Source organism: Fundidesulfovibrio magnetotacticus (assembly GCF_013019105.1).
Taxonomy (GTDB): domain Bacteria; phylum Desulfobacterota; class Desulfovibrionia; order Desulfovibrionales; family Desulfovibrionaceae; genus Fundidesulfovibrio; species Fundidesulfovibrio magnetotacticus.
This window is the reverse complement of the sequence record NZ_BLTE01000018.1, coordinates 17,303-39,930: the sequence shown is the minus strand read 5'-3', so window position 1 is coordinate 39,930 and position 22,628 is coordinate 17,303. Positions and strand designations below refer to the sequence as shown.

Genomic DNA, 22,628 nt, shown 5'->3' with positions numbered 1-22,628 from the left:
ATCCCAGGCCCTTTTGGTGCAGAAAAGCCCGGCCCACTTCGGTCCAACGATCAGAAGGAGTCCGTCCCAGCGTGAACGAGCATCTTCTCCATGCGGCCGTCACGGCCCTCGCGTGCCTGCCCCTTGCCCTGGCCCTGGCGGCTTCCGGTCTGCCCATGGCCAGCGCCGTCCTGCTCTTCAACCCGCCCAAGCGGGTCAAGGTCTTCAGGGACAAGTTCGGCCAGCAGACGGCCACCTGCGCCCTCCTCACCGGGCTGATCGCCCTGTTGGGCCTGACCGGGGGGGCGTTTGCGCTCCACAGGCTCTTCCCGGCGGCGTCGTCCTTCTGGCTTGGCTGGCCCCTGCCGCTTGGCCCGCTGGCCGGCGGCGCGGCGTTGTGCGCCGTGCTTGCGGCGGTGTACCGCGCCACATGGCAGGCCATGAAGGACCAGCGCGCCCTGCACGCCGGCATCGGCTCTGCGGCCAGCCTGGCGGGCTTCGGCCTGGGTTACCTTTTTCTCTCCTTCTTCCGCCACTTCGCCGTGTCGCCCCTGGAGGCCTCAGCGGATCCGGCGCTCTTCCTGCCGCCCACGGCCTCCACGGCCTGGATCATCCTGCCCGGCATGCTGGCCATGGCCTTCTGCCTGGCTGGAGCCACAGGCTCGCTCTACCTGATCCACCGGCGCGACAAGGACGACTTCGGACGCGACTACTACGTCTATTCCCTGAAGATGGCCTGCAAATGGGCGCTTTTCGCCGCCCTGGCGGCCCTGGCAGCCCAGGGGGGGCTTTTCGCCGCCCTGTGGCCCTCCGTGCGCGACCTGCCGTTGCGCCCCGTCTTTTTCTGGGGCGAGGCAGGCGGCGCGCTGGCGCTTCTGATGGCCTGCCTGCTCTGGGGCATGGTGACGCGCAACCAGAACCCCATGCGCCTGAAGCTGCACTGCGTGGCCGGAGCGATCCTGGCCTGGCTGGGCCTCACCGGCCAGATGGCGGCCTGCGCGCGCTTCTTCCTGGGCTGAGGGCGCGCGGCGCTCCCGCCTCCCCTGCCCCGCCGCAACGTGCCGGGGCGATCCCCAGCGGCACGGAACTCGATCCGACGCAAAACGGCGGCCCCTCGCGGGGCCGCCGTCTTTTTTTCAGGGACTCCCGAGCGCCTCAGCGCTGGGAGGTGGACATCAGGTAGATCTCGTGGGGGTCCAGGATGAGCACCACGGAGCCGTCGCCCATGATGGTGGCCCCGGAAAGCCCGCGCATGTCGAACTCCGAAAGGTAGCTGCCCAGGGGCTTGATCACCACCTCCTGGCGTTCCAGGAGCTTGTCCACGATCACGCCCAGGCGGCGGTCGTTGTCCTGGAGGATGACCATGGAGACGATCTCCTTGCCCTCGTCCTCCGACGGGGGCAGTTCCAGGACCTCGCGCAGTTCGATGATGCCCAGCACCTCGCCGCGCAAGGTGACGGCCTTGCGCTTGTTGACCTCGGTCATGCGCTTGACCTCGATCTTGGTGGTCTCGGACACGGCGTCCAGGGGGATGGCGTAGGTCTGGTCGCCCACCATGACCATCAGGGCGTCGATGATGGCCAGGGTGAGAGGCAGGGCCATGGTGAACTTGGTGCCCTTGCTCACCTCGCTGGTCACGTTGACGGTGCCCTTGAGGTTCTTGATGTTGGTGCGCACCACGTCCATGCCCACGCCGCGCCCGGAGATGTCGGTGATGGTCTCGGCCGAGGAGAAGCCGGGCATGAAGATGATCTCCAGGGCGTCGCGGTCGTCGATGTTCTTGGCCTCCTCGGGGGTCATGATGCCCTTGCGGATGGCGACCTCGCGCATCTTGGCCGGATCGATGCCCTTGCCGTCGTCCTCCACCTCGATGGCCACGGAATTGCCCCGGTGGTAGGCGCGCAGCCACACGCGGCCCACGGCCGACTTGCCCGCCGCCAGGCGCACGTCCTCGGTCTCCAGGCCGTGGTCCACGCTGTTGCGGATCAGGTGCACCAGCGGGTCGCCGATGACCTCCACCACGGACTTGTCCAGTTCGGTCTCCTCGCCCTCGGTGATGAGTTCCACTTCCTTGCCGGACTTGCGCGAGAGATCGCGCACAAGGCGCGGGAAGCGCGAGAACACCGACGACACAGGCACCATGCGCACCTTCATGATGGTGTCCTGAAGATCGTCGGAGAGCCGGGCCATGGCGTAGGTGGTCTCGGTGAGTTGCTGGGCGATGGCCTGCACGTCGAGCTTGCCTTCCTCCAGGGAACGGGCCAGCAGGGCGTAACGGTTGCGGTTGATGATCAACTCGCCGATGAGGTTCATGAGGTGGTCAAGCTTTTCATGGTCCACCCGGATGGTGGAGGACGCCTTGGGCCCGCTCTGGGCCTGGGCCACGGCTGGAGGCGCGGCGTCGGGCTTCGGCGCGGGAGCCGGGGCGGCGGGCTTCGGAGCTGGCTTGGGCGCTGGCGCGACGGTCGGCTTGGGCTCCGGCTTGGGCTCCGGCTTGGGCTCCGGCTTGGGCTCCGGCTTGGGCTCCGGCTTGGGCTCCGGCTTGGGCTCCGGCTTGGGCGCGGACTCCGGCTCTGCATCGGAAGCGTCGCCACCGCCAGGAGCGATGCCCATCCCTTCCATGACCTTGTGGAGCATGTCTTCCAGGATGGAGCACTCCTGGCGCAGGATGTCGAGCATCAACTCGAAGTCGAGCCCGGACTTGCGGGCCTGGTCCACCATGCCGGCCGTGCGCTCGGCGTAGGTTTTGATGTCGCCTAAGCCCATGTATCCAGAGGAATTTCGCAGGCTGTCCAGGGAACGGTACAGCCCGTCCACGTATTCCTTGTTGGTGCCGTCCTTGGCCAGTTCGCTCAGCGCCAGATGGATGTTGACCAGTTGCTGGTCCACGGTTTCGCGGAAGATTTCCTTGTCTTCGTCGTCGATGTCTGGCGAGGCGGCCGCCGGCTGCGGTGCGGGGGCGGTTTTCGCTGCCGGGGCTTTTGCAGGCTCCGGCGCGGGCGTCGGCTCGGGAGCAGGCTCGGGAGCAGGCTCGGGGGTTGGTTCCGGCGCAGGTTCGGGAGCTTCGGCCGCCACGGCCTGTTCACCGAAATCCACGTCGCCGGTGGCCACGGCCTGCTGGAGTTTCTCCACCAGGAAGCCGATGTCCAGGGGGACGGCCTGATTGTGCTTGGGATCGATGCGCGAAACCAGCGTTTCCATCATGTCGACGGTGCCCAGGAGCAGGTCGATCATGCGGGAGGTGGCGGACATTTCGCCCTTGCGCACCTTGTTGAGCAGGGTTTCGGCCTCGTGGGTGAGGGAATTGATCTCCTTGTGCCCGATGATGCCGGAGTTGCCCTTGAGGTTGTGGAAATAGCGGAAGGTGTCGTTGACAAGCTCCCCGCCCGCGCCGGGATCCTTTTCAAGTTCGAGCAGCGAGGCGTTGAGGTTCTCGATGATCTCCTGGGCCTCTTCCAGGAAGTCGGTGAGGTGTCCCTCCCCGATGGCCTGCAGGGCATACGGGGGTCCTGTTTCCGTCACCTCCGGCATGATGAACCCGCGGCTCTCGCCCCCGGACGGCGTATCCGGCCTGCCCATGGGTTCCTCCTGGGATGCGGTTTCGGGGGACTCTTCATCTGCGGTCTGCTCGCCGACGGGAGCCGTCACGGCCGGAGACTCGTCCTCGCCGGCGAGGATGGCCTCGATGCGCGTGATGATGGGCGCGGTGTCCAGTTCGCCCTCGTAGCCCTGGGCTTCGAGGCTGTCGATCATGGTGCGCAGGGCGTCGGTCGCGGCCAGGATCACGTCCATGATGTTGGCGGTTACGGCGATGTTGCCCTTGCGCAACTCGTCCAGGATGTTTTCCGCCTTGTGGGCCAGACCGTTGATCTGGTTGAGCCCCAGAAAGCCAGACGCGCCCTTGAGCGAGTGCATGGGCCGGAAAATTTCGTTGAGCAGGCCAAGGTTGGCCGGGTTCTTTTCCAGTTCCAGGAGGTTGGGCTCGATGGTCTCGAGGTGTTCTTTCGCTTCGACGATAAAATCGGCGAAGAGTTCCGGATCCATGAAATCCTGGTTCATGCATGACCTCGCAAGGACGTCCCCTCCCGGTTGGCGCCTCGGCCGGGACACTGTCCCTGCCTGCTGTTTCGCGGCGCACGAAGACCAGCGGCTGATAAGTCGTAAGGCATGGCGACGTGTCCCTGTCCGTGCCCTTAGCCGAGGAGCATCTTGACGTTCTTGAGCATTTTCTCCGGCTGGGCCGGCTTGACCATATACATGTTCGCGCCGATGGAGAGGCCGGCCTGGATGTCCTTCTCCTGGCCTTCGGTGGAGAGAACCACGATGGGTATGTCGCGGTAGGCCTCCTGCTCGCGAACGCTCTTGATGAACGTGAAGCCGTCCATGCGAGGCATGTTGATGTCTGAGATGATCAGATCGATGCGATCGGCCGAATAGAGCCGCTCCAGCCCGTCGAGGCCGTCCTCGGCCGTGACCACCTTGAAGCCTTCTTTCTTCATGATGAAGGCCACAAGGTTGCGCACCGTTTTCGAATCATCCACGATGAGGATCGTCTTGGACATTGTCGGCTCCTAGCTCTTGAGCACTTTCTGGAACAAACGGCTGATGGACAGGATCTGGATCAGCCGGTCGCCGGACTTGTAGAGCCCGGCCATGAGCCCCGCGCTGACCCCAAGCTGGGACTCGATGCCCCATTCGATGTCCGCGCGGGGGGCGCGGTACATGGTGTCGATGGCCCGCACGAGCAGGCCGATCTGCATGCCGTGCAGGCGGCACACGATGAGAAAGTTGTCGGGTTGTCCGCCTTCCGCGCGAAGCCCCAGCAGACAGGCCAGGTCCACCAGGGGGGTGACCTTCCCGCGCAGGTTGGTGACGCCCGCCAGGTGGGGAGGCGCGGCCGGAAGCTTCGTGGCGGGCACGGCCCGCAGCACCTCCTGCACCAGCATGATGGGCACGGCGAACACCTCGGACTGCACGTGGAAGCTCACCAGACGCAGTTCTTCCTCGGCCATCAGGCTCGATTCAAGGTCGTCCCCTTCCGGGACATCCTGGCGGTCCGGCGGTGGAGCCATCACCTGCTCGGCCTGCACCGGCACGGCCAGGGCCTTGCCCTGGGGGGTGTTCTCCCAGCCCATGCCCACGTATTTTTCCAGGAATTCCCTTTCGACCCCGTTAAGGTCCTTGGGTCCCTCCTGGTCGGGCAGGGCCACGCTCTGGGCGAAGTAGTCTTCCAGTGTCTTCACGACGTCACGATTTCCTTGGCCAGGGCCATGTATTCCCTCGCCCCTCGCGAATCCGGGGCGATGTCGTAGATCACGCCTCCCGAGGCGCTGGCCTCTCGGAACTGGGTGTCCATGTCGATGACGGTCTCGAACAGCTTGGGGCCGAGTTTGCCGCGCAGCAGGTGCAGCACCCTGCGGCAGGCGCCGGCGCGCCGGTCGAACATCGTGGCCAGGGCGCGCCAGGCCACGGGCCTGGGCAGCACCTTGTTGAGCAGCCGGATGGAGTCGAAGATGAGCCTCAACCCGTGCAGGGCCAGAAAATCCGTCTGGATCGGGATGATCAGAAGGTTCGAGGCCACCATCGCGTTCACCAGCAACACTCCCATGTTCGGCGGGCAGTCCAGGATGACGAAATCGTAGTCACTGGCGGCCTCGCCCAAAAGTTTCTTCAGCAAAAGCCCTTTGTTCTCGCGACCCTTCAGGTCGATGTCCAGCTCGGAGAGGCGCACGTTGCTGGCCACCATGTCCATGCGGCCCTCAGCGCCCCGGATGAGCGCCCTGCCCCACAGCCCCGCGTCGAAGCCCTCGGTCAGGAGCAGATCGTAGGCGGACACGGGCACGTTCTCCGGGAAGTGCCCCAAATGGACCGAGGCGCACCCGTGGGGGTCAAGGTCCATGACGAGGGTCCTCCTGCCCATACGGGTAAGCGCGGCCCCCAGCGTGAGCGCGGTGGTGGTCTTGCCCACCCCGCCTTTCTGATTGGCCACCGCCAGTACGGAACAACCCACTTCGTCTCCGGTGCACGAGGACGGCATGCGCCGCCTCTCACGAGTTATTGTCGGACAACCTCCGGATTACTTTATCCTTCCTTGAGATAGACGATCGCTCCCGGATAATGCTTGGGCTTGAACGCCCGCGAGATATTGTGCAACGACTCTGAATGCCCGATAAGCAGATAACCGCCCGGCAGCAGATTGTCGTAGAATGAACTGATGACGTTCTTTTTCATCTCGTCATCGAAGTAAATGATAACATTGCGACAAAAGACGATCTGGGAACGGTCAACCCGTTTGAGCATGGTCTTGTCGCTCAGGTTGATCTGTCCGAACGTCACCAGGCGTTTCACTTCGGGCTTGATGGTGAATTTGCCGTCCTCGGCGATGAAGTACCGTGCCACGATCTCTTTGGGCGTGGTGCGCAGGGTGTAGTCGTTGTAGACGCCGCGCCTGGCCGAGGCCAGCACGCCTTCGGAAAGGTCGTTGGCCGTGATGCGAATGTCCCAACTGGCGATCTCCGACTTGAGCACCTCGTGCAGGATGATCGCCAAGGTGTAGGGTTCCTCACCGGTGGAGCACCCGGCCGACCAGATGCGCAACTTGCGCTGCCCCGACTTGCGCTGGCGGTCCAGCACCTCGGAGAGAACGTTGTTCTGGAACACCGCAAGCTGCGGGGGGTTGCGGTAGAAGCTCGTTTCGTTGGTGGTCACCACTTCGAACAGACGGTTGAGCTCCAGGCGCTTGCCCGGATCGTACTGCAGGAAATGGTAATATTCCGCGAAGCTCTTGAGGTTGAGCTCCTTCAGGCGGTTGGCCAGCCTGTTCTCCAGGAGGTATTTCCTGTTGTCGGCAATGTAGATGCCGGACTGCTGGTAGATGTAATCCCTGAGCTGCACGAACTCCGAGTCCGCGATCTTGAGCTCCTTGCGCAGGGAGATGGTTTTGGAGAAAAGTGAGGACATTTAGCGATCCTCTCCCTGCTCGTCCTGGATTTTCGAGATGGCGTTCTCGGCGGCTTCCGACAGTTCCTGGTCCTGCGAGCCTACCACATCCAGGAGGGCCCGGAAGGCCGCCTTTCCTCCGATCTCGCCCAGGGTTTCGATGACCTTGAGCGCCAGGAGTTTGTTGGGGCTTTCCAGCAGCTCCACCAGCCGGGGCACCGCCTCTTCGGCGCAGCGGATGCCCAGGGCCTCCATGGCCCGGATGCGCACCCAGTCGTCCGGGTCGTCCAGGGCCTGCACGAGGTACTCGTTGCCTTCCTTGAGCGAGCAGTTGCCGATCTGCTCCACCACGGCCAGGCGCACCTCGCGCGATTCGTCCATGAGCCGCGACACCAGAAGGTTCAGGCCGTCGGATTCCGGCCCGCAGAGCTGGGCCACCGCTTCCAGGGCCACCTTGCGGATGTCGGGCACCTCGTCTTCCAGGGCGGCGCGCAGGGCCTCGATATTCTTCTCAAGATCGATGCGGCCGAGGGCGTAGACCGCCATGAGCCGCTCCAGGGGTTCGGGGGAACCGGCCATCGCCAGGAAACGGTCGTTCATTTCCTCGCCGCCCAGGGCCACGCAGGCCTCCAGGGCGGCTTCCTTCACGTCGTCGTAGGGGTGGCCCAGCAGGGAGAAGATGCGCTCCGCGGCCTTGTCCACGCGCATCTTCTGGCCCAGGAAGGCGATGGCTCCCTTGAGCACCGTTCCGTCGGCGTGCCGCTCCAGAGCGTCCAGGAAGAAGTCCACGGCCTCTGCCCCGGCGACTTGGAGCAGGGCCCCGGCGATGGCGCGCTGCACGTCGCGGTCGCGCTTCCAGAAAGTGTCCATGAAGAGTCTGGAGACCTGCTCGCCGCCGATGCGCGAGAGGGCCTCGACGGCCACGAGGGCTTCGGGGGCCGGCCCGAACGCCAGAGACTCTTCCAGCGCCCGGCTGAGCCCCATGGTGGCCAGGGATGCAACGCAAAGCTCAATGCGCTCCTGGGCCCTGTCCTGGTCCAGGCCGCCCGCCAGCGCCAGAACGGCCCGGGCGGGCTTCTCGCCGCCCACGAAAGCAAGCCCGTGCACGGCGGCGTCCTGGATTTCCTCGTCCTCGTCCTGGAGGGCCGCCACCAGGTATTCCCGGAACTTCTCCCGTTCGTGCTCGGAGAGCAGCGTGAGCGATTTGCCGCCCAGGATGTTCACCACGGCCTTGCAGATCTTGTTGCGAAGCGCCGCTGGCGAGTCGTCCAGGCGCTTGATGAGCATGGTCACGGCCTTGATGTTGCCGATCTCGCCCAGGGCGTCCACGATCATGGAAGCCACAAGGTCCGTGGACTTGCCCAGCGCGCCCACCAGGGCGCTCACGGAGGATTCGTCGCGGATCTTGGCCAGGGATTCGATGACGGCGAACTGCACCCATTCGTCGTCGGCCAGGGCCTTGTTCAGGCACTTGGCGGCCTCGGGCTTGCCCAGCACGCCGAGGCTCACGGCGGCCTGGTAGCGCACGTTGACCTCTGGGTCCTTGAGCAGGGCCTCGCACAGGGGGGCCACGGCCTGCACGGTGTTGGTGGAGCCCATGATGTCCGTGGCGAAGATGCGCATGTCGGGATCGTCGTCGTGCAGAAGCGCCACGAGGGTGGGGAAGTCCTGGTCGCCCACCTCGCGCATGACGTCCATGGCGATGTTGCGGGCGGGCGGGTCGTCGGAGCGCAGGAGCGGGGCGATGGCCTGCACCACGGCAGGGCCGCCGATCAGGCGCAGGGCGCGGTCCGCGGCCTCCTGCACCCCGAGATTCTGGCTTTGCACCAGCGTGACGAGCAGCGGCACGGCCTCGAGAATCTTGCCGTCGCCCGCCGCGAACGCGGCTTCGCGCTCCAGTTCGACATCGCCGGATCGAAGCTGGCCCAACAGTTCGTCATGCTCGCCCATAGTGTCCCCGGCGCCGCGACGGTGGCGGCGCGTTGGTCTATTTGTACAGGTTGCTCATGATGGCGTGCGCCATCTCGTCGATGTCCACGATCTCGTCGGCAAGCCCGGCGTCCACGATGGCCTTGGGCATGCCGTAGACCACGCAGGTGGAATCGGACTGGGCCAGGGCGCGTCCGCCCTTCTGCTTGAGGACTTTCACGCCCTCCAGGCCGTCGGACCCCATGCCCGTGAGGATCACGCCCAGGGCGCGCTTGCCCACGGCCTCGGCGGCCGAGGCCACCAGCACGTTGGCCGAAGGCTTGTAGAGCGCCTCGGCGGGTTCGCCCGTGATCTCGATCTCCACGCGGCTCACCTTCTGGTGGAGCTTCAGGTGCTTCCCTCCCGGGGCGATGAACACCTGGCCCGGGGCAAGCCTGTCTCCGGTTTCGGCCTCCTTGACGCTCACCTGGCAGATGCCGTCCAGGCGCTTTGCGAAGGGGCCGGTGAAGGCCGCCGGCATGTGCTGGGCGATGATGATGGCCGCCGGGAAGTCCTTGGGGAGGGCCGAGAGCACGTTTTGCACGGCAGGCGGGCCGCCCGTGGAGACGCCGATGGCCACAACGTCGCGCAGCACCGAACCCGAGGGCCTCGTCACGTCCCTGCGGGGTTCCGCGGCCGACGCGGAGTGGGCAGGGGCGCAGGGGACGCTTCCGGCCGGGGGGCAGGGCCTGCGCAGGGACAGGGGCGGACGCAGCTTGCGCCGCGCCACCTGCTTGACCTTGGCCTGCAGGTCCTCCTCGATCTTCACGATATCCAGGGACACCTTGGAAAGCTGCTTGGGGATGAAGTCCACCGCGCCCAGTTCCATGGCCTTGAGCGTGGCCTCGGCGCCCTCCACCGTGAGGGAGCTGACCATGAGCACGGGCTTGGGCATTTCCATCATGATGTGGCGCAGGGCCGTAAGCCCGTCCATGCGCGGCATTTCGATGTCGAGGGTGATGACGTCGGGATTGTGCTTGCGGATGACCTCCAGGCCCTCCTGGCCATCTCGGGCCGTGGCGACGACCCGGATCTCCGGGTCCTTTTCGAGCATGGAGGCCAGGGCCTTCCGCATGAAGGCCGAATCGTCGACCACGACAACGCTGATCACGATCACATCCTTTGCTTGCTGCGTGACGGCCGACTTGCGGCCGGAATGAGCGATCCCAGAACAGGGTGACTACACGGCATGTCACGTCATTTGTACTAGATAGTGAGCCACGTTGACAACATGAAATCGTGCTTGCCAAACCTGCCGCTCTCGTTTAGATAGCCCTCCTCGCCGCTACGGGATGTAGCTCAGCTTGGCTAGAGCGCTGCGTTCGGGACGCAGAGGCCGGAGGTTCGAATCCTCTCATCCCGACCAAGAATCATGGGCACTTGGACGAAAGTCCAAGTGCCCTTTTCTCTTCGGCGTCAACATCCAGCGGGGCTCAGAGCTTCCTGAACCAGACCATGGAGAGCGCCCCGACCTCCAGCCGTTCCGGCCGCCCCGCCAGGAACTCGTCCACGGCGCGCTGCACGCCCATGGACGAGGCGCATCCGTAGTCGTCCACGATCACCACCCCTCCCGGGGACATGAGATCGTAAAATGTTTCCAGGGCCTGCATGGTTCCCGCGTATTGGTCCGGGTCCACGATCGCCAGCGAATAGCGGCGACCCTCCCGGGCCAGGCTCGGGAGCACGTCCGCGAAATAGCCCTTGATGAACCGTACGCGGTCCTCCAGGTGGAGCACCCGGGCCAGCAGGCTGGTATACTGATAGGAGGAGCCCTCCCTGAACATGCCCTCGTGGAAACGGGCGACTCCGGAGTCGTCCGCGTCCTGGTCCACGGGTTCCGGCATGCCCTCGAAGGAATCCACCCCGACGATGACGCGCCCCGAGGAAATGGCCTTGAGCATCCTCGCCATGAGGAAGGTGCCCCCGCCCTGGAACACCCCCAACTCCAGGATGTTCCCGGGCACGGACTCGGTGCGCAGCACCATGTCCAGCACGAAGCGCACCTTGGCCGGTTCCCACATGGTGCGGGGTTCGCAGGAATCCGCCAGGGGGGAGGCAGCCAGATAGGCCATCTGAGCGGCAAGATAGGCGCTCCTGGCGTTGCGGCGACTCGCCAGGTACAGCCTGGCGAGGGCTTCGCGCTCCTCGTCGCTGATCATGACAGGCCCCCCGCGGGCATCCCCGGCCGGACTGGATTCATCGGGGCTTCGGGTCTTCGGGTATGTCGCAGGCCACCACCCGGCAGGGGTCTTCGATCACCTGGATGAGCACGCAGTCCTCGCGGAAGGCGCAGTGATACTGCCCGCAGGTGTCCCAGCAGCCGCAGCCGTAGCAGGCCTCGAAGCCCTCCGCCCGCTGGATGGCGCGGACGGCCTCGGTCTTGTCCAGCCCTTCCACGTTGGTCCCGGCCGTCCAGGCCCGGGCGAGGATCTCCAGCCTGTCCATCGGATCGCCTCGTGTTGCTTCGCCGCCCGCCGTTGCTGGCTCGGGGCGCTTTTCGGTTGCACCCTAGCGCACTTGAGCCGGGGAATCACCAACAATTGCGCGCCGGATGAAGAAAAGCCCGCACGGCCGCTACACCATGGACTCCTCGACCATGCGCTTGACCTCCACCACGTCGGCGATCTTGCGCAGATGGTCCAGGGCCCGGTAGAGATGGCTCGAATCCTTGACTTCCACGGTCATCACGATCTCGGTGCGGCCGTCCACCTTGGAGTTGAACGTGCCCGAGTCGATGTTCACGCCGTCGTCGCAGAGCACGGCGGAAATCTTGGCCAGCACGCCCTTGCGGTTGTGCGCAAGGATGGAGATCTTGGCCGGATAGGGCTTGTCCTCCTCGCCCTCCCAGGAGACCTGCATGAGCCGTTCGGGTTCCAGGCGCATGAGGTTGGGGCAGTCGTGGGTGTGCACGATCACGCCGCGCCCCCGGCTGATGTAGCCCACCACCGGCTCGCCCGGCAGGGGGTTGCAGCACCCGGCGTAACTGACGAGCACGTTGTCCACGCCCTTGATGCGGATGCCCTCCCCCGGCTTGCCCTTGCCCGGCTCGGCCTGGGACTGCTCCGGGGCGGACTCGGGCTTGGCGGGCGTTTCGGGCTTGGGCAGGAAGGAGCGCAGCACGCGCCGGGGCGTGAGCTTGGAGTAGCCCACGGCCACGTAGAGGTCGTCCACCCCGCCGAAGTTGTATTCGGCCAGCACCGGCCCCAGGGCGTCCTCCTTCACGAGGCGCTGCACGTTGACGCCCAGCTTTCGCCCTTCCTTCTCCAGCACTTCCTTGCCCAGGACGATGGCCTCGGCGCGCTCCTGGGTCTTCACCCAGTGTTTGATGCGCGTCCTGGCCTTGGCGGTCTTGACGAACTTGAGCCAGTCCTTGCTGGGCTTGCGGTTCTTGTCGGTGATGATCTCCACGGTGTCGCCGTTCTTGAGCGGCGTGGAGAGCGGGACCAGGCGGCCGTTGACCTTGGCCCCGGTGCAGTGGCTGCCCACTTCGGTGTGGATGGCGTAGGCGAAGTCCACGGGGGTTGCGCCTTCGGGCATCTCCTTCACGTCGCCCTTGGGCGTGAAGATGTAGACCTCCTCCTGGAAGAGGTCGAAACGCAAGGTCTGCATGAACTCCTTGGAGTCCGTGGCCTCGCGCTGCCAGTCCATGATGTGGCGCAGCCAGGTGAAGCGCTCGGCGTCGCGGGCGGCCATCTTCCCGGCCTTGCCGCGCTCCTTGTAGGCCCAGTGGGCGGCCACGCCGTATTCGGCCAGTTGGTTCATCTCCTCGGTGCGGATCTGGATCTCGATGCGCTCGCCGTCGGGCCCGATCACGGTGGTGTGCAGGCTCTGGTACATGTTGGCCTTGGGCATGGAGATGTAATCCTTGAAACGCCCGTGCACCGGTTTCCAGAGCGAATGGACCAGACCCAGCACGGCGTAGCAGTCCTTGAGGCTGCTCACGATCACGCGGAAGGCCACGATGTCGTGCACCTGGTCCAGGTCCAGCCCCTGGGCCTTCATCTTGTTGTGCACGCTCCAGAGGTGCTTCTTGCGCCCGAGCACCCGGCCCTTGATGGCGTTTTCCTCCATGAGGCCCCGGATCACGGAGATCACCTTGTCGATGTAGCCCTGGTCGAGCACCTCGTGTTCGTCCACGCCCTTCTTGAGCTGCTCGTAGATGTCGGGCTTGAGGTGCTTGAAGGAGAGGTCCTCCAACTCCACCTTGATCCTGTGCAGGCCCAGGCGGTTGGCCAGGGGGGCGTAGATGTCCATGGTCTCCTGGCTGATGAGCTGGCGCTTCAGGGGCTTCTGGAAATCCAGGGTGCGCATGTTGTGCAGCCTGTCGGCCAGTTTCACCAGGATCACGCGGATGTCCTCGGCCATGGCCAGGACCATCTTGCGGATGTTCTCGGCCTGGGCCTCCTCCTTGGTCTCGAAAGACATGAGGCTGATCTTGGTGACGCCGTCCACCACGTCGGCCACTTCCTCGCCGAACTGCTCCTCGATCTCGTCCACGGTGGCGTAGGTGTCCTCCACGGTGTCGTGGAGCAGGCCGGCGGAGACGCTGGCGGCGTCCAGGCGCATCTCGGCCAGGATGTTGGCCACTTCCAGGGGGTGCGAGAGATAGGGCTCGCCAGAGAGCCGGGTCTGCCCGGCATGGGCTGCGGCCGAATAGACGTAGGCTTTGGTGATGAGGTCCTGCCCTGCCTGGTCCATGTAGGGGGCGACCTTGTCCATGATTTCATTGATGCGGATCATTGGGAGAGCCGGGCCTTTTGCTGGGATCTGGGGATCCACCAGCGGGTGAAGTTCCATGAAATGCCCGCGGGCGCAGGGTCCACGCCGTGGATGCGCGCGGTGAGGATGGGCAGGGCGTAGGGCGTGAAGAGGAAACAATAGGGTTGGTCCTCGTGGACCACTACCTGGAAGCGGTCGTAGACGGGCTTGCGCAGGGCGGGTTCGAGCATGGCCCTGCCCTCTTCCAGGAGGCTGTCGGCCTCGGGGTTGGCGTAACCCACGAAGTTGAGCCCCGGGGCCTTGATTTTCGAGGAGTGCCAGACATCGAAGGCGTCCGGGTCCTGCGGGATGGACCAGGCCAGGAGCACGGCCTCGAAGCGGCGCTGGTTCACGAATTCCTTGATGAAGGTGGCCCACTCGATGGTGCGCACCTTCACCTGGATGCCGATGCGCGCCAGCTGGTTCTGGATGATGGCGCAGGCCTTGATGCGCTGCTCGTTGCCCTGGTTGGTGATGATGGTGAAGGCGAAGGGCCTGCCGTCCTTCTCCAGGGGGCCGGTGGGGGTGCGCCGGGTCCAGCCCTGGGAGGCCAGAAGCATGAGGGCGCGGCCGGGATCGTATGCGTAGTCCTTGATGTCGCGGTTGTAGGCCCAGGAATCGGGCTTGAAGTGGCCGATGGTGGGCTCGCCCAGGCCCATGAGCGCGCCCTTGATGATCTCCTGCTTGGAGATGGCGTGGGCCATGGCCTGGCGCACGGCCTTCTCGCGGAACAGGGGGTGTTCCAGGTTCCAGGCCACGTAGGCGTAGGACGAGGCCAGATACTTGTATTTACGGTACTTGTCGTCCCAGTCCGGGCCGGAGGTCTGGAAGAGGTACTGGGGCGGGGTGAGGCCAACGTAGTCCAGGTTTCCGGCCTTGAGTTCCAGGAACTGGGTGGTCTGGTCGGTCACGGAGCGGTAGACCACCTCGTCGATGAAGGGTTTTCCCTCGAAATAGTCCGGGTTGGCCTCGAGCACCACGCGCTGGTTCTCCACCCACTGCTTGAGCTTGTAGGGTCCGGCCCCCATGGGGTCGCGGGCGAGGCGGGTGTTGGCCGGGTCCTCCCCTTCCAGGGCGTGCCTGGGCAGGATATCTTGCGCCCAGGTGGCCACGGCGCGCGCAAAGGGCTTTTCATACCATACCTCGAAAGTGTACTTGCCCGTGCGGCGAAACTCCTTGATGGCCAGGAAGTCGCCCGCGTAGGCCGTGGGCGTCTTGGGGTCGATCATGAAGCGGTAGGTGAACTCCACGTCCTCGGCGGTGAGGGGCGTGCCGTCGAACCAGCGGATGTCGTCTCGCAATTCGAACCGGAAGTGGCGGCCTCCGTCGAGGATCTCGAAGGATTTCGCCGCGTAGGGCTCTATCTGGATGTTCTTGTCGTAGCGCAGCGGCGACACGTACATCAGCGAGGCCACCTCGTGGGAGGCCGAATCCGTGGAGAGCGGCGGGATGAGGTTGGTGGGTTCGCCCAGGGTGGCCATGACGATGCGGCCCCCGTGTTCGGGGCTTGCGCTTTGCGCGTCGCCTCGGGTATTGGGCTGCCCTTTGTCCGTGCCGGACCCCTCGCACGCCGCGAGAAAGGCCAGCAGCGCCAGGGCGGCGAGCCACACCGGGAGCCCCTTCCCCGCTGAGGGGGGGAAAAGCTTGATTTGCGGATGAAAATGCATAGAGTGTCGGATTAGTCCGTAGGCATCGTGTTCGTTAACCATTCAATCCAGTCGGAATACGGAGCACCAAGCCCCATGGCCCTCACCAGCGAGGAGAGCAAAGCCAAGCAGCTCCTCCAGGAGTTCATCCGGGAGACGATCCCGGAATATATCATTGAAGGCGCGCATTCAATCGTCGCCCAGGACGGCGTCCAGAAAATCGACGTCAAGAAGCGCGACCAGTACTGGGACGTGGAAGGCCATGTCCAGGGGGAGGACTTCCAGGTGTACGCCTCGGAACTGGGCCTCAACCTGGAGGAAGAGACCGTCACGTTCTTCTGCAACTGCCCCGAGTCCTTCTCCGGGGTGTGCCGCCATGTGGGCGCCACGGCGCTCAAGTACGTGAAGTCCCTGGAAGGCCGCAAGTCCGGAGACGGGCAAGGCGCGGCGCTCCAGAACACCGAGTGGCGCCAGAGCTTCCGCCATTTCTTCGCCACTGCCTTCGAGCCCGAGGCGGGCAAGCATTATGTGATCTACCGCTTCTTCCCCGAGCCGGGGCGGCTCCAGGTGGCTTTCTACCGCGCCCGCCAGAACAAGTCCGGGCTCTCCCAGGTGCACCAGGAAATCACCCTTGAGCAGATCATCCAGAACCCCGACTGGTGCGACTCCTCGCCCTCGCTGCCCCTGGTGGCCGAGCAGGTCGGCCACTTCCTCGACTACCGGGGCCACCGCGTGGACATCCCCGCCGGCCTCATCTCGTGGTTCCTCTGGGCCATCAGCAAGGAGTATTACCTCTACTGGCAGGACTCGGAGAACCCCGTGCGCATCGAGCGCTCCACCATGCGCCTGCAGCTGCGCCCCGTCATGGACGACGCCCTGGGACTGCGCTTCGACATCTACCTGGCGCGCCCCGGCAAGGCCCCCTTCTCCATCCAGGGCCAGGAGACCTATTTCTACGGCCAGCTGCCCCTGTGGGTCTGCTGGAACAAGAGCTTCTACCCCGTGCAGACCGGCCTGCCCGCCCCTTTCATCCGGGACATGGTGGAGAACCCCCCGGTGATCCCCCCGGCGGACGTCTCCGAATTCCTCGACCGCGTCTGGACCAAGTTCCCCGCCTCGGACCTGCACGGCCAGCAGGAATTCCTGGAGCGCATGCGCCCCAACTTCCTGCCCGCCACCTACAGCCCCAAGCTCTACCTGGACGAGGAAGGCAGCCTGCTCACCCTGGCGGTGCAGAACGTCTACGTCACCGAGCACGGCGAGGTGTTCCAGGAAGGCCCCAACCCCGAGCTGCAGACCGGCTCCTACCAGTACGAGGGCCGCAGTTTCCTCATGGCCCGCGAGCAGGAGGCCGAGGCCGCCCTCATCGCCGTGCTTCAGGAGATGGGCTTCCAGCCGCGCAACAACGCCAACTGGTTCCTCGAACCCGAGGAGGCCATCGTCTTCCTCCTGGACGCCTACCCCAGGCTGGTGGAAAAATACCGCGTCTTCGGCGAGAAGAACCTCACGCGCTACAAGGTGCGCCTCTCCCAGCCCGTGATCGTGGCCGAGGTGGAGAGCGACGAGAAGGAAAAGTGGTTCGACCTGGACCTGGCCGTGCAATACGACGACCAGCGCGTGCCCATCGACAAGATCTGGAAGGCCTGGACCCAGGGCAAGCGCTACGTGCAGTTGAAAGACGGCTCCTACACGAGCCTCCCCGAGAGCTGGCTCAAGCGCCTGGGCCACAAGCTGCGCGCCCTGGGCTACGACCCGGACAAGCCGCCCCAGAAGCGCTTCAAGCAGTTCGAGGCGCCCATCCTGGACAAGATCCTGGAGGACCTGCCCGAGGCCCACACCGATTCCTTCTGGAACAACCTGCGCGAGAAGATCCACAGCTTCAAGGAGATCACGCCGCTCAAGGCTCCGACGCACCTGAACGCCAGCCTGCGCCCTTATCAGCTGCAGGGCTTAAGCTACCTCAACTTCCTGCGAGAGTACGGTTTCGGCGGCATCCTGGCCGACGAGATGGGCCTGGGCAAGACCGTGCAGACCCTCTCCTTCGTGCAGCACCTGGTGGAGCGCGGCCACAGGGACCCCAACCTCATCGTGGTGCCCACCTCGGTGCTCCCCAACTGGGACCGCGAGGCCGAGAAGTTCGTGCCGCAACTCAAGCGCGTGATCGTCTACGGCGCAAAGCGCGAGGGCCTGTTCAAGCAGATCGCGGAATCGCAGCTGGTGATCACCACCTACGCCCTGTTACGGCGCGACCTGGACGAGCTATTGAACTTCGAGTTCAACTCCATCATCCTGGACGAAGCCCAGAACATCAAGAACCCCAACACCATCACGGCTCGTTCGGTGCGCCGCCTGCGGGGCAAGATGCGCCTGTGCCTCTCGGGCACGCCCATCGAGAACAACCTTTTCGAGTTGTGGAGCCTCTTCGAGTTCCTCATGCCCGGCTTCCTGGGCAGCCAGAACTCGTTCCAGCGCGGCATCGTCAAGCCCATCAAGGACGGCGACGAGGAGACCCTGGACTACCTGCGCGGCCGCGTGAAGCCGTTCATCCTGCGGCGCACCAAGTCCGAGGTGGCCAAGGACCTGCCGCCCAAGATCGAGAACGTGCAGTACTGCGCGCTCATTGACGAACAGGCGGAGCTGTACTCCCAGCTGGCCAAGAAGCTGCGCGACCAGGTGCTGCGCGACGTGGACGAGAAGGGCATGGCCAAGTCGCAGATGTCGATCCTGGACGCGCTGTTGAAGCTGCGCCAGATCTGCTGCCACCCGAGGCTTCTCAAGCTGGACATGCCCGGCGTGAACACCAACCTGCCCTCCGGCAAGTTCGACACCTTCAAGGACCTGGTGACGGACATCGTGGAGGAAGGGCACAAAGTGCTGGTGTTCTCGCAGTTCGTGCAGATGCTGCACATCATCCGCAGCTGGCTGCAGTTGGAGCAGATGCCCTTCGCCTACCTGGACGGCTCCAGCAAGGACCGCTTCGAGCAGGTGGACCTGTTCAACAACACGCCGGAGATTCCGATCTTCCTGATTTCCCTGAAGGCGGGCGGCACGGGCCTGAACCTGACCAGCGCCGACTACGTGATCCACTACGACCCGTGGTGGAACCCCGCCGTGGAAAACCAGGCCACGGACCGCACGCACCGCATCGGCCAGAAGCGCCAGGTGTTCGCGTACAAGTTGATCTGTTCCAACACCGTGGAAGAGAAGATCCTGAAGCTCCAGGACATGAAAAAGGGCGTGGCGGAAGCTATTATTCCCGGGCAGGACGCCTGGAAGAGCTTGACGCGGAACGATCTGGAGATGTTGTTTGAGGTGTAGGCCATCACAATGGACTACCTCACAGCAACTCAACAATCAGGCTAGTTTCTCTTCTCTTTCTTCAGTTTTGACAACAATCTGCGATGACGGAGAATCCTTGCATACTCATCACACCTAAATCCTATCTCACTCTTCGCCAATCCCACCACAACCGATGCTGAGGCCACAGAAACAAGCACGGAGTATGTTATATTTGCTTTCGTCTCGACATTATTTTCAACTAGGCGTACCGACACAAATGACACAACAAAGACTAGGACCCAATAAAGCATAACATTCTTCACCAACTGAAAACCAGACAAGCCGTCAAGTTCTTTTGATATTTCTTTCTCATGATCTCCGCATACCATACGACACAACCTCAATATCCTGGCCGATCGTTGTCCACAATAGCCTGCAGATACTCCTGGAGTTCAGGCAAACTCCTGGTTATCGTGCGCCAACACAACTCAATATCCACTTCAAAATAATCATGAACCATCCGGTTGCGCATACCTGCAATCGCTGCCCACGGTATTCTCGGATGTTTTCTTGAAAATCGCGCGGCATCTTGGCCGCAGCCTCGCCTATGACCTCGAGACAGCGAACAGTGGCAAGTTGGGTTTATTCATCGGCTTCATACAGTGCCCAGTCCATACCTTCAACTAAGACCAACGCCTTGCTGGCGTGATCGAGCATATCCCTCAGCAACAGTGGAACCGCGCGCCGCGCCTTATCCATAGATACGCACCTGCTCCGCCATCACCTGCGGGCGGATCATCTTCTTCAGTCCGCGCGGTGTCACCACGTCCACTTCCCGACCCAATTCACGGCACAGTTCGGCCTCCAGGCCTGCGAGGGTGAGAAGGGTCGCGTTCGCGTCGAATTCCACCAGCAGGTCCACGTCGCTTTCCGGGCGCTCCTCGCCGCGCGCGAGCGAGCCGAACACCGAAGCCGAAACGACGCCGTAGCGCTCCAGCACCGGCCTGATTTGGGTGGCCAGGGCCTCAAGCCCTGCCGGGGGATGTTTCGTTTGCGTGGTAGCTGTCATGTGCTGCTCACGTCGGAAGTTTTGTCAGATCTATAGTTCGCTTGGCGGCATCGGTCAAAGGGCGTTCCACAATCTCCCCATGCCGCTCCACCGCGCGCCTCAGGGCCGCAACGGGCTCAGGCGGGTTCGCCAGCGCCTCGGCGACCCGTAGCTGGTCCTCAATGGACAAAACGATTATCTCCCCTTCCACGTCAGCCTCCTGCCGCCCTCAGCCGCCCCCCACTCCCTCACACCAGCCGCTCGTACACCGAGAAGTCCGCGCCGCCCGCGTCCTCGGCCGCCAGGGCCTGGGCGCAATCCCGGTCCAGGGCGTGCAGGAGGGCGTCGTCCACCTGGGCGTCCCAGGCGTTCACGGTGGCCAGGCCCAGGGGCTCGGGGTGGTCCTGGGGCTCGGGTGCGCCCAGTTCGCGCAGGTCCGAGAGCAGGAGCGGCCCCAGGCGCTCCAGGCCTCGCACGCGCCGCGTCAGTTCCCAGCGAAGGCGCGCCGCGAAGCCCGCGTCGAAGCTGCGCGCCAGGGCGCAGGCCCCGAAGACCATCAGCAGCAGCTCGTAGTAGCCAAGGCAGACCTCCTGGCGCAGCAGCTCACCCAGCCGCGCGAAGCACGGCGCGTGGAACACGTAGAGCACCTTGTCCACCGGCTCGCCCCGGGCGATGGCCTGGAAATACTGGCTCGACTGCCAGAAGAATTTGCGACGCACCGCCGCGACCCGCGAAAGCCTGCGCACCTCGTGGGCCTCCACCTCGGGATTGAGCAGCATCCGGAAGCCCCGTTCCGCCAGCCGCGCGCAGAGGAACGAATCCTCCCCCGTGCGTTCCTCATAGCCGGAATAGCCACCCACGGACTCGAACACGTCGCGGCGCATCAGGAACACGCCGCCCTGCACGAACCCCGTCTCCCCGCCCTGCGGCCCCACCCCATAGAGCAGGTCCACGTAGCGGTTGGTCAGGGACGAGCTGCCCGTGCAGCGAAGCCTCGACGAAACCATCCCCACGCCCGTGCGCTCGGCCAGGGGCAGGCACAGACGCACCCAGTCGCGCGGGAGGCGGATGTCGCAGTCGATGGAGAGAAGATAACGCCCCGAGGCCGCACCCATGCCCGCCGTGTGGGCCAGGGCCGCCCCCCGGTTGGGCGCAAGGCGCAGCACGCGCAGGTTGTCGGCTGGATGCGCGGGCTTGTACGGCTCGGCCGAGCCGTCGTCCACCACGATCACCTCGCGCGGGACCACGGACCACCCCGCCACCGAATCCACAAGGCCGTCGGCCAAGGCGTGGTCGTTGAAGCAGTAGGTCACGACGCTCAGGTTGATCCGGTTGAACGCGCCGAACGACATGGAAGCCCCCGGGGTCGGCAGAATAGCCACCAGTACCCCGCATCGCCCCGCCCCACAAGCGCGGGCTCAGCTCAGGCGCAGGGACACCTCCACGAGCGCGCCGTCCAGGCTCGCGCAGCGCATCTCTCCGCCCAGCTGCCCGGCCAGGCTGCGCACCAGCGTGAGCCCCAGCGACGAGGCGCTCTCCGGGCAGCCGTCTCCCGGAAAGCCCCGGCCGTTGTCGCGCACGCTCACCAGGGCGATGCCCCGCACGGCGGAGTCGAAGCGCACTTCGATGCGCGGCTCCTCCGCGCCGTCGAAGGCGTGCTTGACGGCGTTGGTCACCAGTTCGGTGACGATGAGCCCCACGTAGACGGCCTTGGCCAGTGGGATTTCCGATCCGTCGGTGTCCACCGCCCAGGTCACCGGACGCTCGGCCACCCGATACCCCTGGAGCACGTTGCCCACAAGGCCGTGCAGATAGTCGCTCACGCCGATGCTGGCCAGGTTGTCGCGCCGGTAGACCTGCTCGTGGGCCAGGGCGATGGCCAGGATGCGATCCTTGCAGGCGGCTGCCAGAGCCGTGAACTCGGGGTTGTCCACGCCGGAGTTCTGGAGGTCCAGGAGGCTGATGATGATCTGAAGGTTGTTCTTCACCCGGTGGTGCACCTCCTTGATCAGCAGCCCGCGCTCCAGCAGACGGGCTTCCAGCTCCGCGTTGGCGCGCTCCAGTTCGCGGGACTGGGCCACGATGTGCGAGCGCCCCTGCAACACCAGCAGCACCAGCCAGCCCCCCACGCCCGAGGCCGCCAGCACGAAGAGCTCGCCGACGCGAATAAACCGCATGTCCGGCGCGCCCAGGGGCGAAAGGGTCAGCAGCCACTGGCCCCCGGGCACCGTGAGCGGGCGCGTGACTCCAAATTCCGGCAACACCTCCGTCTCGGAGCGCGCGATGACCACGGGTTCGGGGTCCGTGGCCAGCTTGCGCTCCAGGCGCAGGGCATAGCCGCCATCGAGAATGGCGCGGAATTCGGCCGAATCCAACACCGTTTCCCAGCGGATGAGCGACACCACCAGACCCCAGAAGACGCGTCGCCCCCCTTCCTCCCAAAACACGGGCTTGCGCGCGAAGAGCCCCATCCCGCCCTGGCGCATGGCCACCGGCCCGGCCAGCACGGTGGAATTGGTGGCGATGGCCTCCTCCACCTCGGCCTTGCGCTGGGGGTCCTTGAGCAGTTCGTGCCCGAGGGCCGCCTCGTTGCCCGCCAGGGGCACGGCCACGCGCACCACGCCGTCGGGACAGAGGAAAAGCCCCGCCACGCCGGGGTTGCTCTCCAGAAGATGCCGTGCATAGGCGTCGAAATCCTTGAACTCGCCCCGGTTCACCACCAGGACGTCGGCCAGTGTGGCCAGAGGCGCCTGGGCCTTGAAAAGCAGGTTCTGCAGCGCCTGAACGCGCCCGGCCACGCTCTGGACAAGTGCAAGGCGCGCCTCGGCCTCCCGCTCGTTCTGGGCCGCGTCCAGGTAGGCCAGCCCCATGACCGCCATGAGGCAAAACACCAGGGCGGAGACCGCCCAGGCGGCCCAGGGCCTGTCCAGGAGGGAATCATGCGCAGCGTCTGGCATGTTGATCCTTCGGCCCGGAGGCCTTGGGCCGACCTTCCCGAAAAGCGCCGCACG

18 protein-coding genes and 1 tRNA gene are annotated in these 22,628 nt (G+C 64.8%); 3 read left to right on the top strand and 16 right to left on the bottom strand.

The genetic code is table 11. The features are described 5' to 3' along the window. Nucleotides 1-71 precede the first annotated feature (71 nt). Nucleotides 72-998, top strand: a complete 927-nt coding sequence (locus tag NNJEOMEG_RS17005) for a hypothetical protein (RefSeq protein ID WP_173086609.1) — start codon at nt 72-74, stop codon at nt 996-998. Nucleotides 999-1,134: 136 nt separating this feature from the next. On the opposite strand, the gene NNJEOMEG_RS17000 is transcribed toward NNJEOMEG_RS17005, so the two are convergent. From NNJEOMEG_RS17000 to NNJEOMEG_RS16970, 7 genes are all read right to left on the bottom strand, one after another. Next, a complete protein-coding gene (locus NNJEOMEG_RS17000) occupies nt 1,135-4,038 on the bottom strand; it encodes a chemotaxis protein CheA (RefSeq protein ID WP_173086608.1) in 2,904 nt (967 codons plus the stop codon). Between the two features lie 134 nt (nt 4,039-4,172). Next, entirely contained in the window at nt 4,173-4,541 is a 369-nt protein-coding gene (locus tag NNJEOMEG_RS16995) for a response regulator (RefSeq protein WP_173086606.1), read from the bottom strand. Between the two features lie 9 nt (nt 4,542-4,550). Then, a complete protein-coding gene (locus tag NNJEOMEG_RS16990; protein ID WP_173086604.1) occupies nt 4,551-5,222 on the bottom strand; it encodes a chemotaxis protein CheW in 672 nt (223 codons plus the stop codon). After that, a complete protein-coding gene (locus NNJEOMEG_RS16985) occupies nt 5,219-5,989 on the bottom strand; it encodes a ParA family protein (RefSeq protein WP_173086602.1) in 771 nt (256 codons plus the stop codon). Before NNJEOMEG_RS16985 ends, NNJEOMEG_RS16990 begins: the two co-directional genes overlap by 4 nt. Before the next feature lie 71 nt (nt 5,990-6,060). Further along, a complete protein-coding gene (locus NNJEOMEG_RS16980; protein WP_173086600.1) occupies nt 6,061-6,939 on the bottom strand; it encodes a CheR family methyltransferase in 879 nt (292 codons plus the stop codon). Continuing rightward, a complete protein-coding gene (locus NNJEOMEG_RS16975) occupies nt 6,940-8,868 on the bottom strand; it encodes a HEAT repeat domain-containing protein (protein WP_173086598.1) in 1,929 nt (642 codons plus the stop codon). It abuts the gene before it with no gap. A gap of 37 nt (nt 8,869-8,905) precedes the next feature. Next, nucleotides 8,906-9,997, bottom strand: coding sequence for a protein-glutamate methylesterase/protein-glutamine glutaminase (locus NNJEOMEG_RS16970; RefSeq protein ID WP_173086596.1), 1,092 nt, complete (start codon nt 9,995-9,997; stop codon nt 8,906-8,908). A gap of 177 nt (nt 9,998-10,174) precedes the next feature. Here NNJEOMEG_RS16970 and NNJEOMEG_RS16965 point away from each other — a divergent pair. Beyond that, a tRNA-Pro gene (locus tag NNJEOMEG_RS16965) sits at nt 10,175-10,252 on the top strand. A 67-nt stretch (nt 10,253-10,319) separates the two neighbouring features. Here the strand turns inward: NNJEOMEG_RS16965 and NNJEOMEG_RS16960 are convergent. The 4 genes from NNJEOMEG_RS16960 to NNJEOMEG_RS16945 form a co-directional block, all read right to left on the bottom strand. Continuing rightward, nucleotides 10,320-11,045, bottom strand: coding sequence for a TylF/MycF/NovP-related O-methyltransferase (locus tag NNJEOMEG_RS16960; protein ID WP_173086594.1), 726 nt, complete (start codon nt 11,043-11,045; stop codon nt 10,320-10,322). 37 nt (nt 11,046-11,082) lie between these two features. Beyond that, entirely contained in the window at nt 11,083-11,331 is a 249-nt protein-coding gene (locus NNJEOMEG_RS16955; protein ID WP_173086592.1) for an SAP domain-containing protein, read from the bottom strand. A gap of 129 nt (nt 11,332-11,460) precedes the next feature. Next, nucleotides 11,461-13,626, bottom strand: coding sequence for a RelA/SpoT family protein (locus tag NNJEOMEG_RS16950; protein WP_173086590.1), 2,166 nt, complete (start codon nt 13,624-13,626; stop codon nt 11,461-11,463). Beyond that, complete coding sequence (locus tag NNJEOMEG_RS16945) at nt 13,623-15,125, bottom strand: peptide-binding protein (RefSeq protein ID WP_235957018.1); 1,503 nt, start codon at nt 15,123-15,125, stop codon at nt 13,623-13,625. Before NNJEOMEG_RS16945 ends, NNJEOMEG_RS16950 begins: the two co-directional genes overlap by 4 nt. Nucleotides 15,126-15,386: 261 nt before the next feature. Here NNJEOMEG_RS16945 and NNJEOMEG_RS16940 point away from each other — a divergent pair, with 261 nt between their 5' ends. Continuing rightward, nucleotides 15,387-18,608, top strand: a complete 3,222-nt coding sequence (locus tag NNJEOMEG_RS16940) for a DEAD/DEAH box helicase (protein ID WP_173086586.1) — start codon at nt 15,387-15,389, stop codon at nt 18,606-18,608. A gap of 361 nt (nt 18,609-18,969) precedes the next feature. On the opposite strand, the gene NNJEOMEG_RS21175 is transcribed toward NNJEOMEG_RS16940, so the two are convergent. The 5 genes from NNJEOMEG_RS21175 to NNJEOMEG_RS16915 all read right to left on the bottom strand — a co-directional run bounded on the left by NNJEOMEG_RS21175 (nt 18,970) and on the right by NNJEOMEG_RS16915 (nt 22,574). Then, complete coding sequence (locus NNJEOMEG_RS21175; RefSeq protein WP_371865519.1) at nt 18,970-19,191, bottom strand: HepT-like ribonuclease domain-containing protein; 222 nt, start codon at nt 19,189-19,191, stop codon at nt 18,970-18,972. A 129-nt stretch (nt 19,192-19,320) separates the two neighbouring features. Beyond that, entirely contained in the window at nt 19,321-19,638 is a 318-nt protein-coding gene (locus NNJEOMEG_RS16930; protein WP_173086584.1) for a nucleotidyltransferase family protein, read from the bottom strand. Between the two features lie 7 nt (nt 19,639-19,645). Continuing rightward, nucleotides 19,646-19,828, bottom strand: a complete 183-nt coding sequence (locus NNJEOMEG_RS21170; RefSeq protein WP_173086582.1) for a type II toxin -antitoxin system TacA 1-like antitoxin — start codon at nt 19,826-19,828, stop codon at nt 19,646-19,648. Between the two features lie 37 nt (nt 19,829-19,865). Next, nucleotides 19,866-20,969: a glycosyltransferase family 2 protein gene (locus NNJEOMEG_RS16920; RefSeq protein ID WP_173086580.1), complete on the bottom strand. Its 1,104-nt coding sequence runs from the start codon at nt 20,967-20,969 to the stop codon at nt 19,866-19,868. Nucleotides 20,970-21,035: 66 nt separating this feature from the next. Beyond that, on the bottom strand, nt 21,036-22,574 hold the full coding sequence (locus tag NNJEOMEG_RS16915) for a sensor histidine kinase (protein ID WP_173086578.1): 1,539 nt from the start codon (nt 22,572-22,574) through the stop codon (nt 21,036-21,038). Nucleotides 22,575-22,628 lie beyond the last annotated feature (54 nt).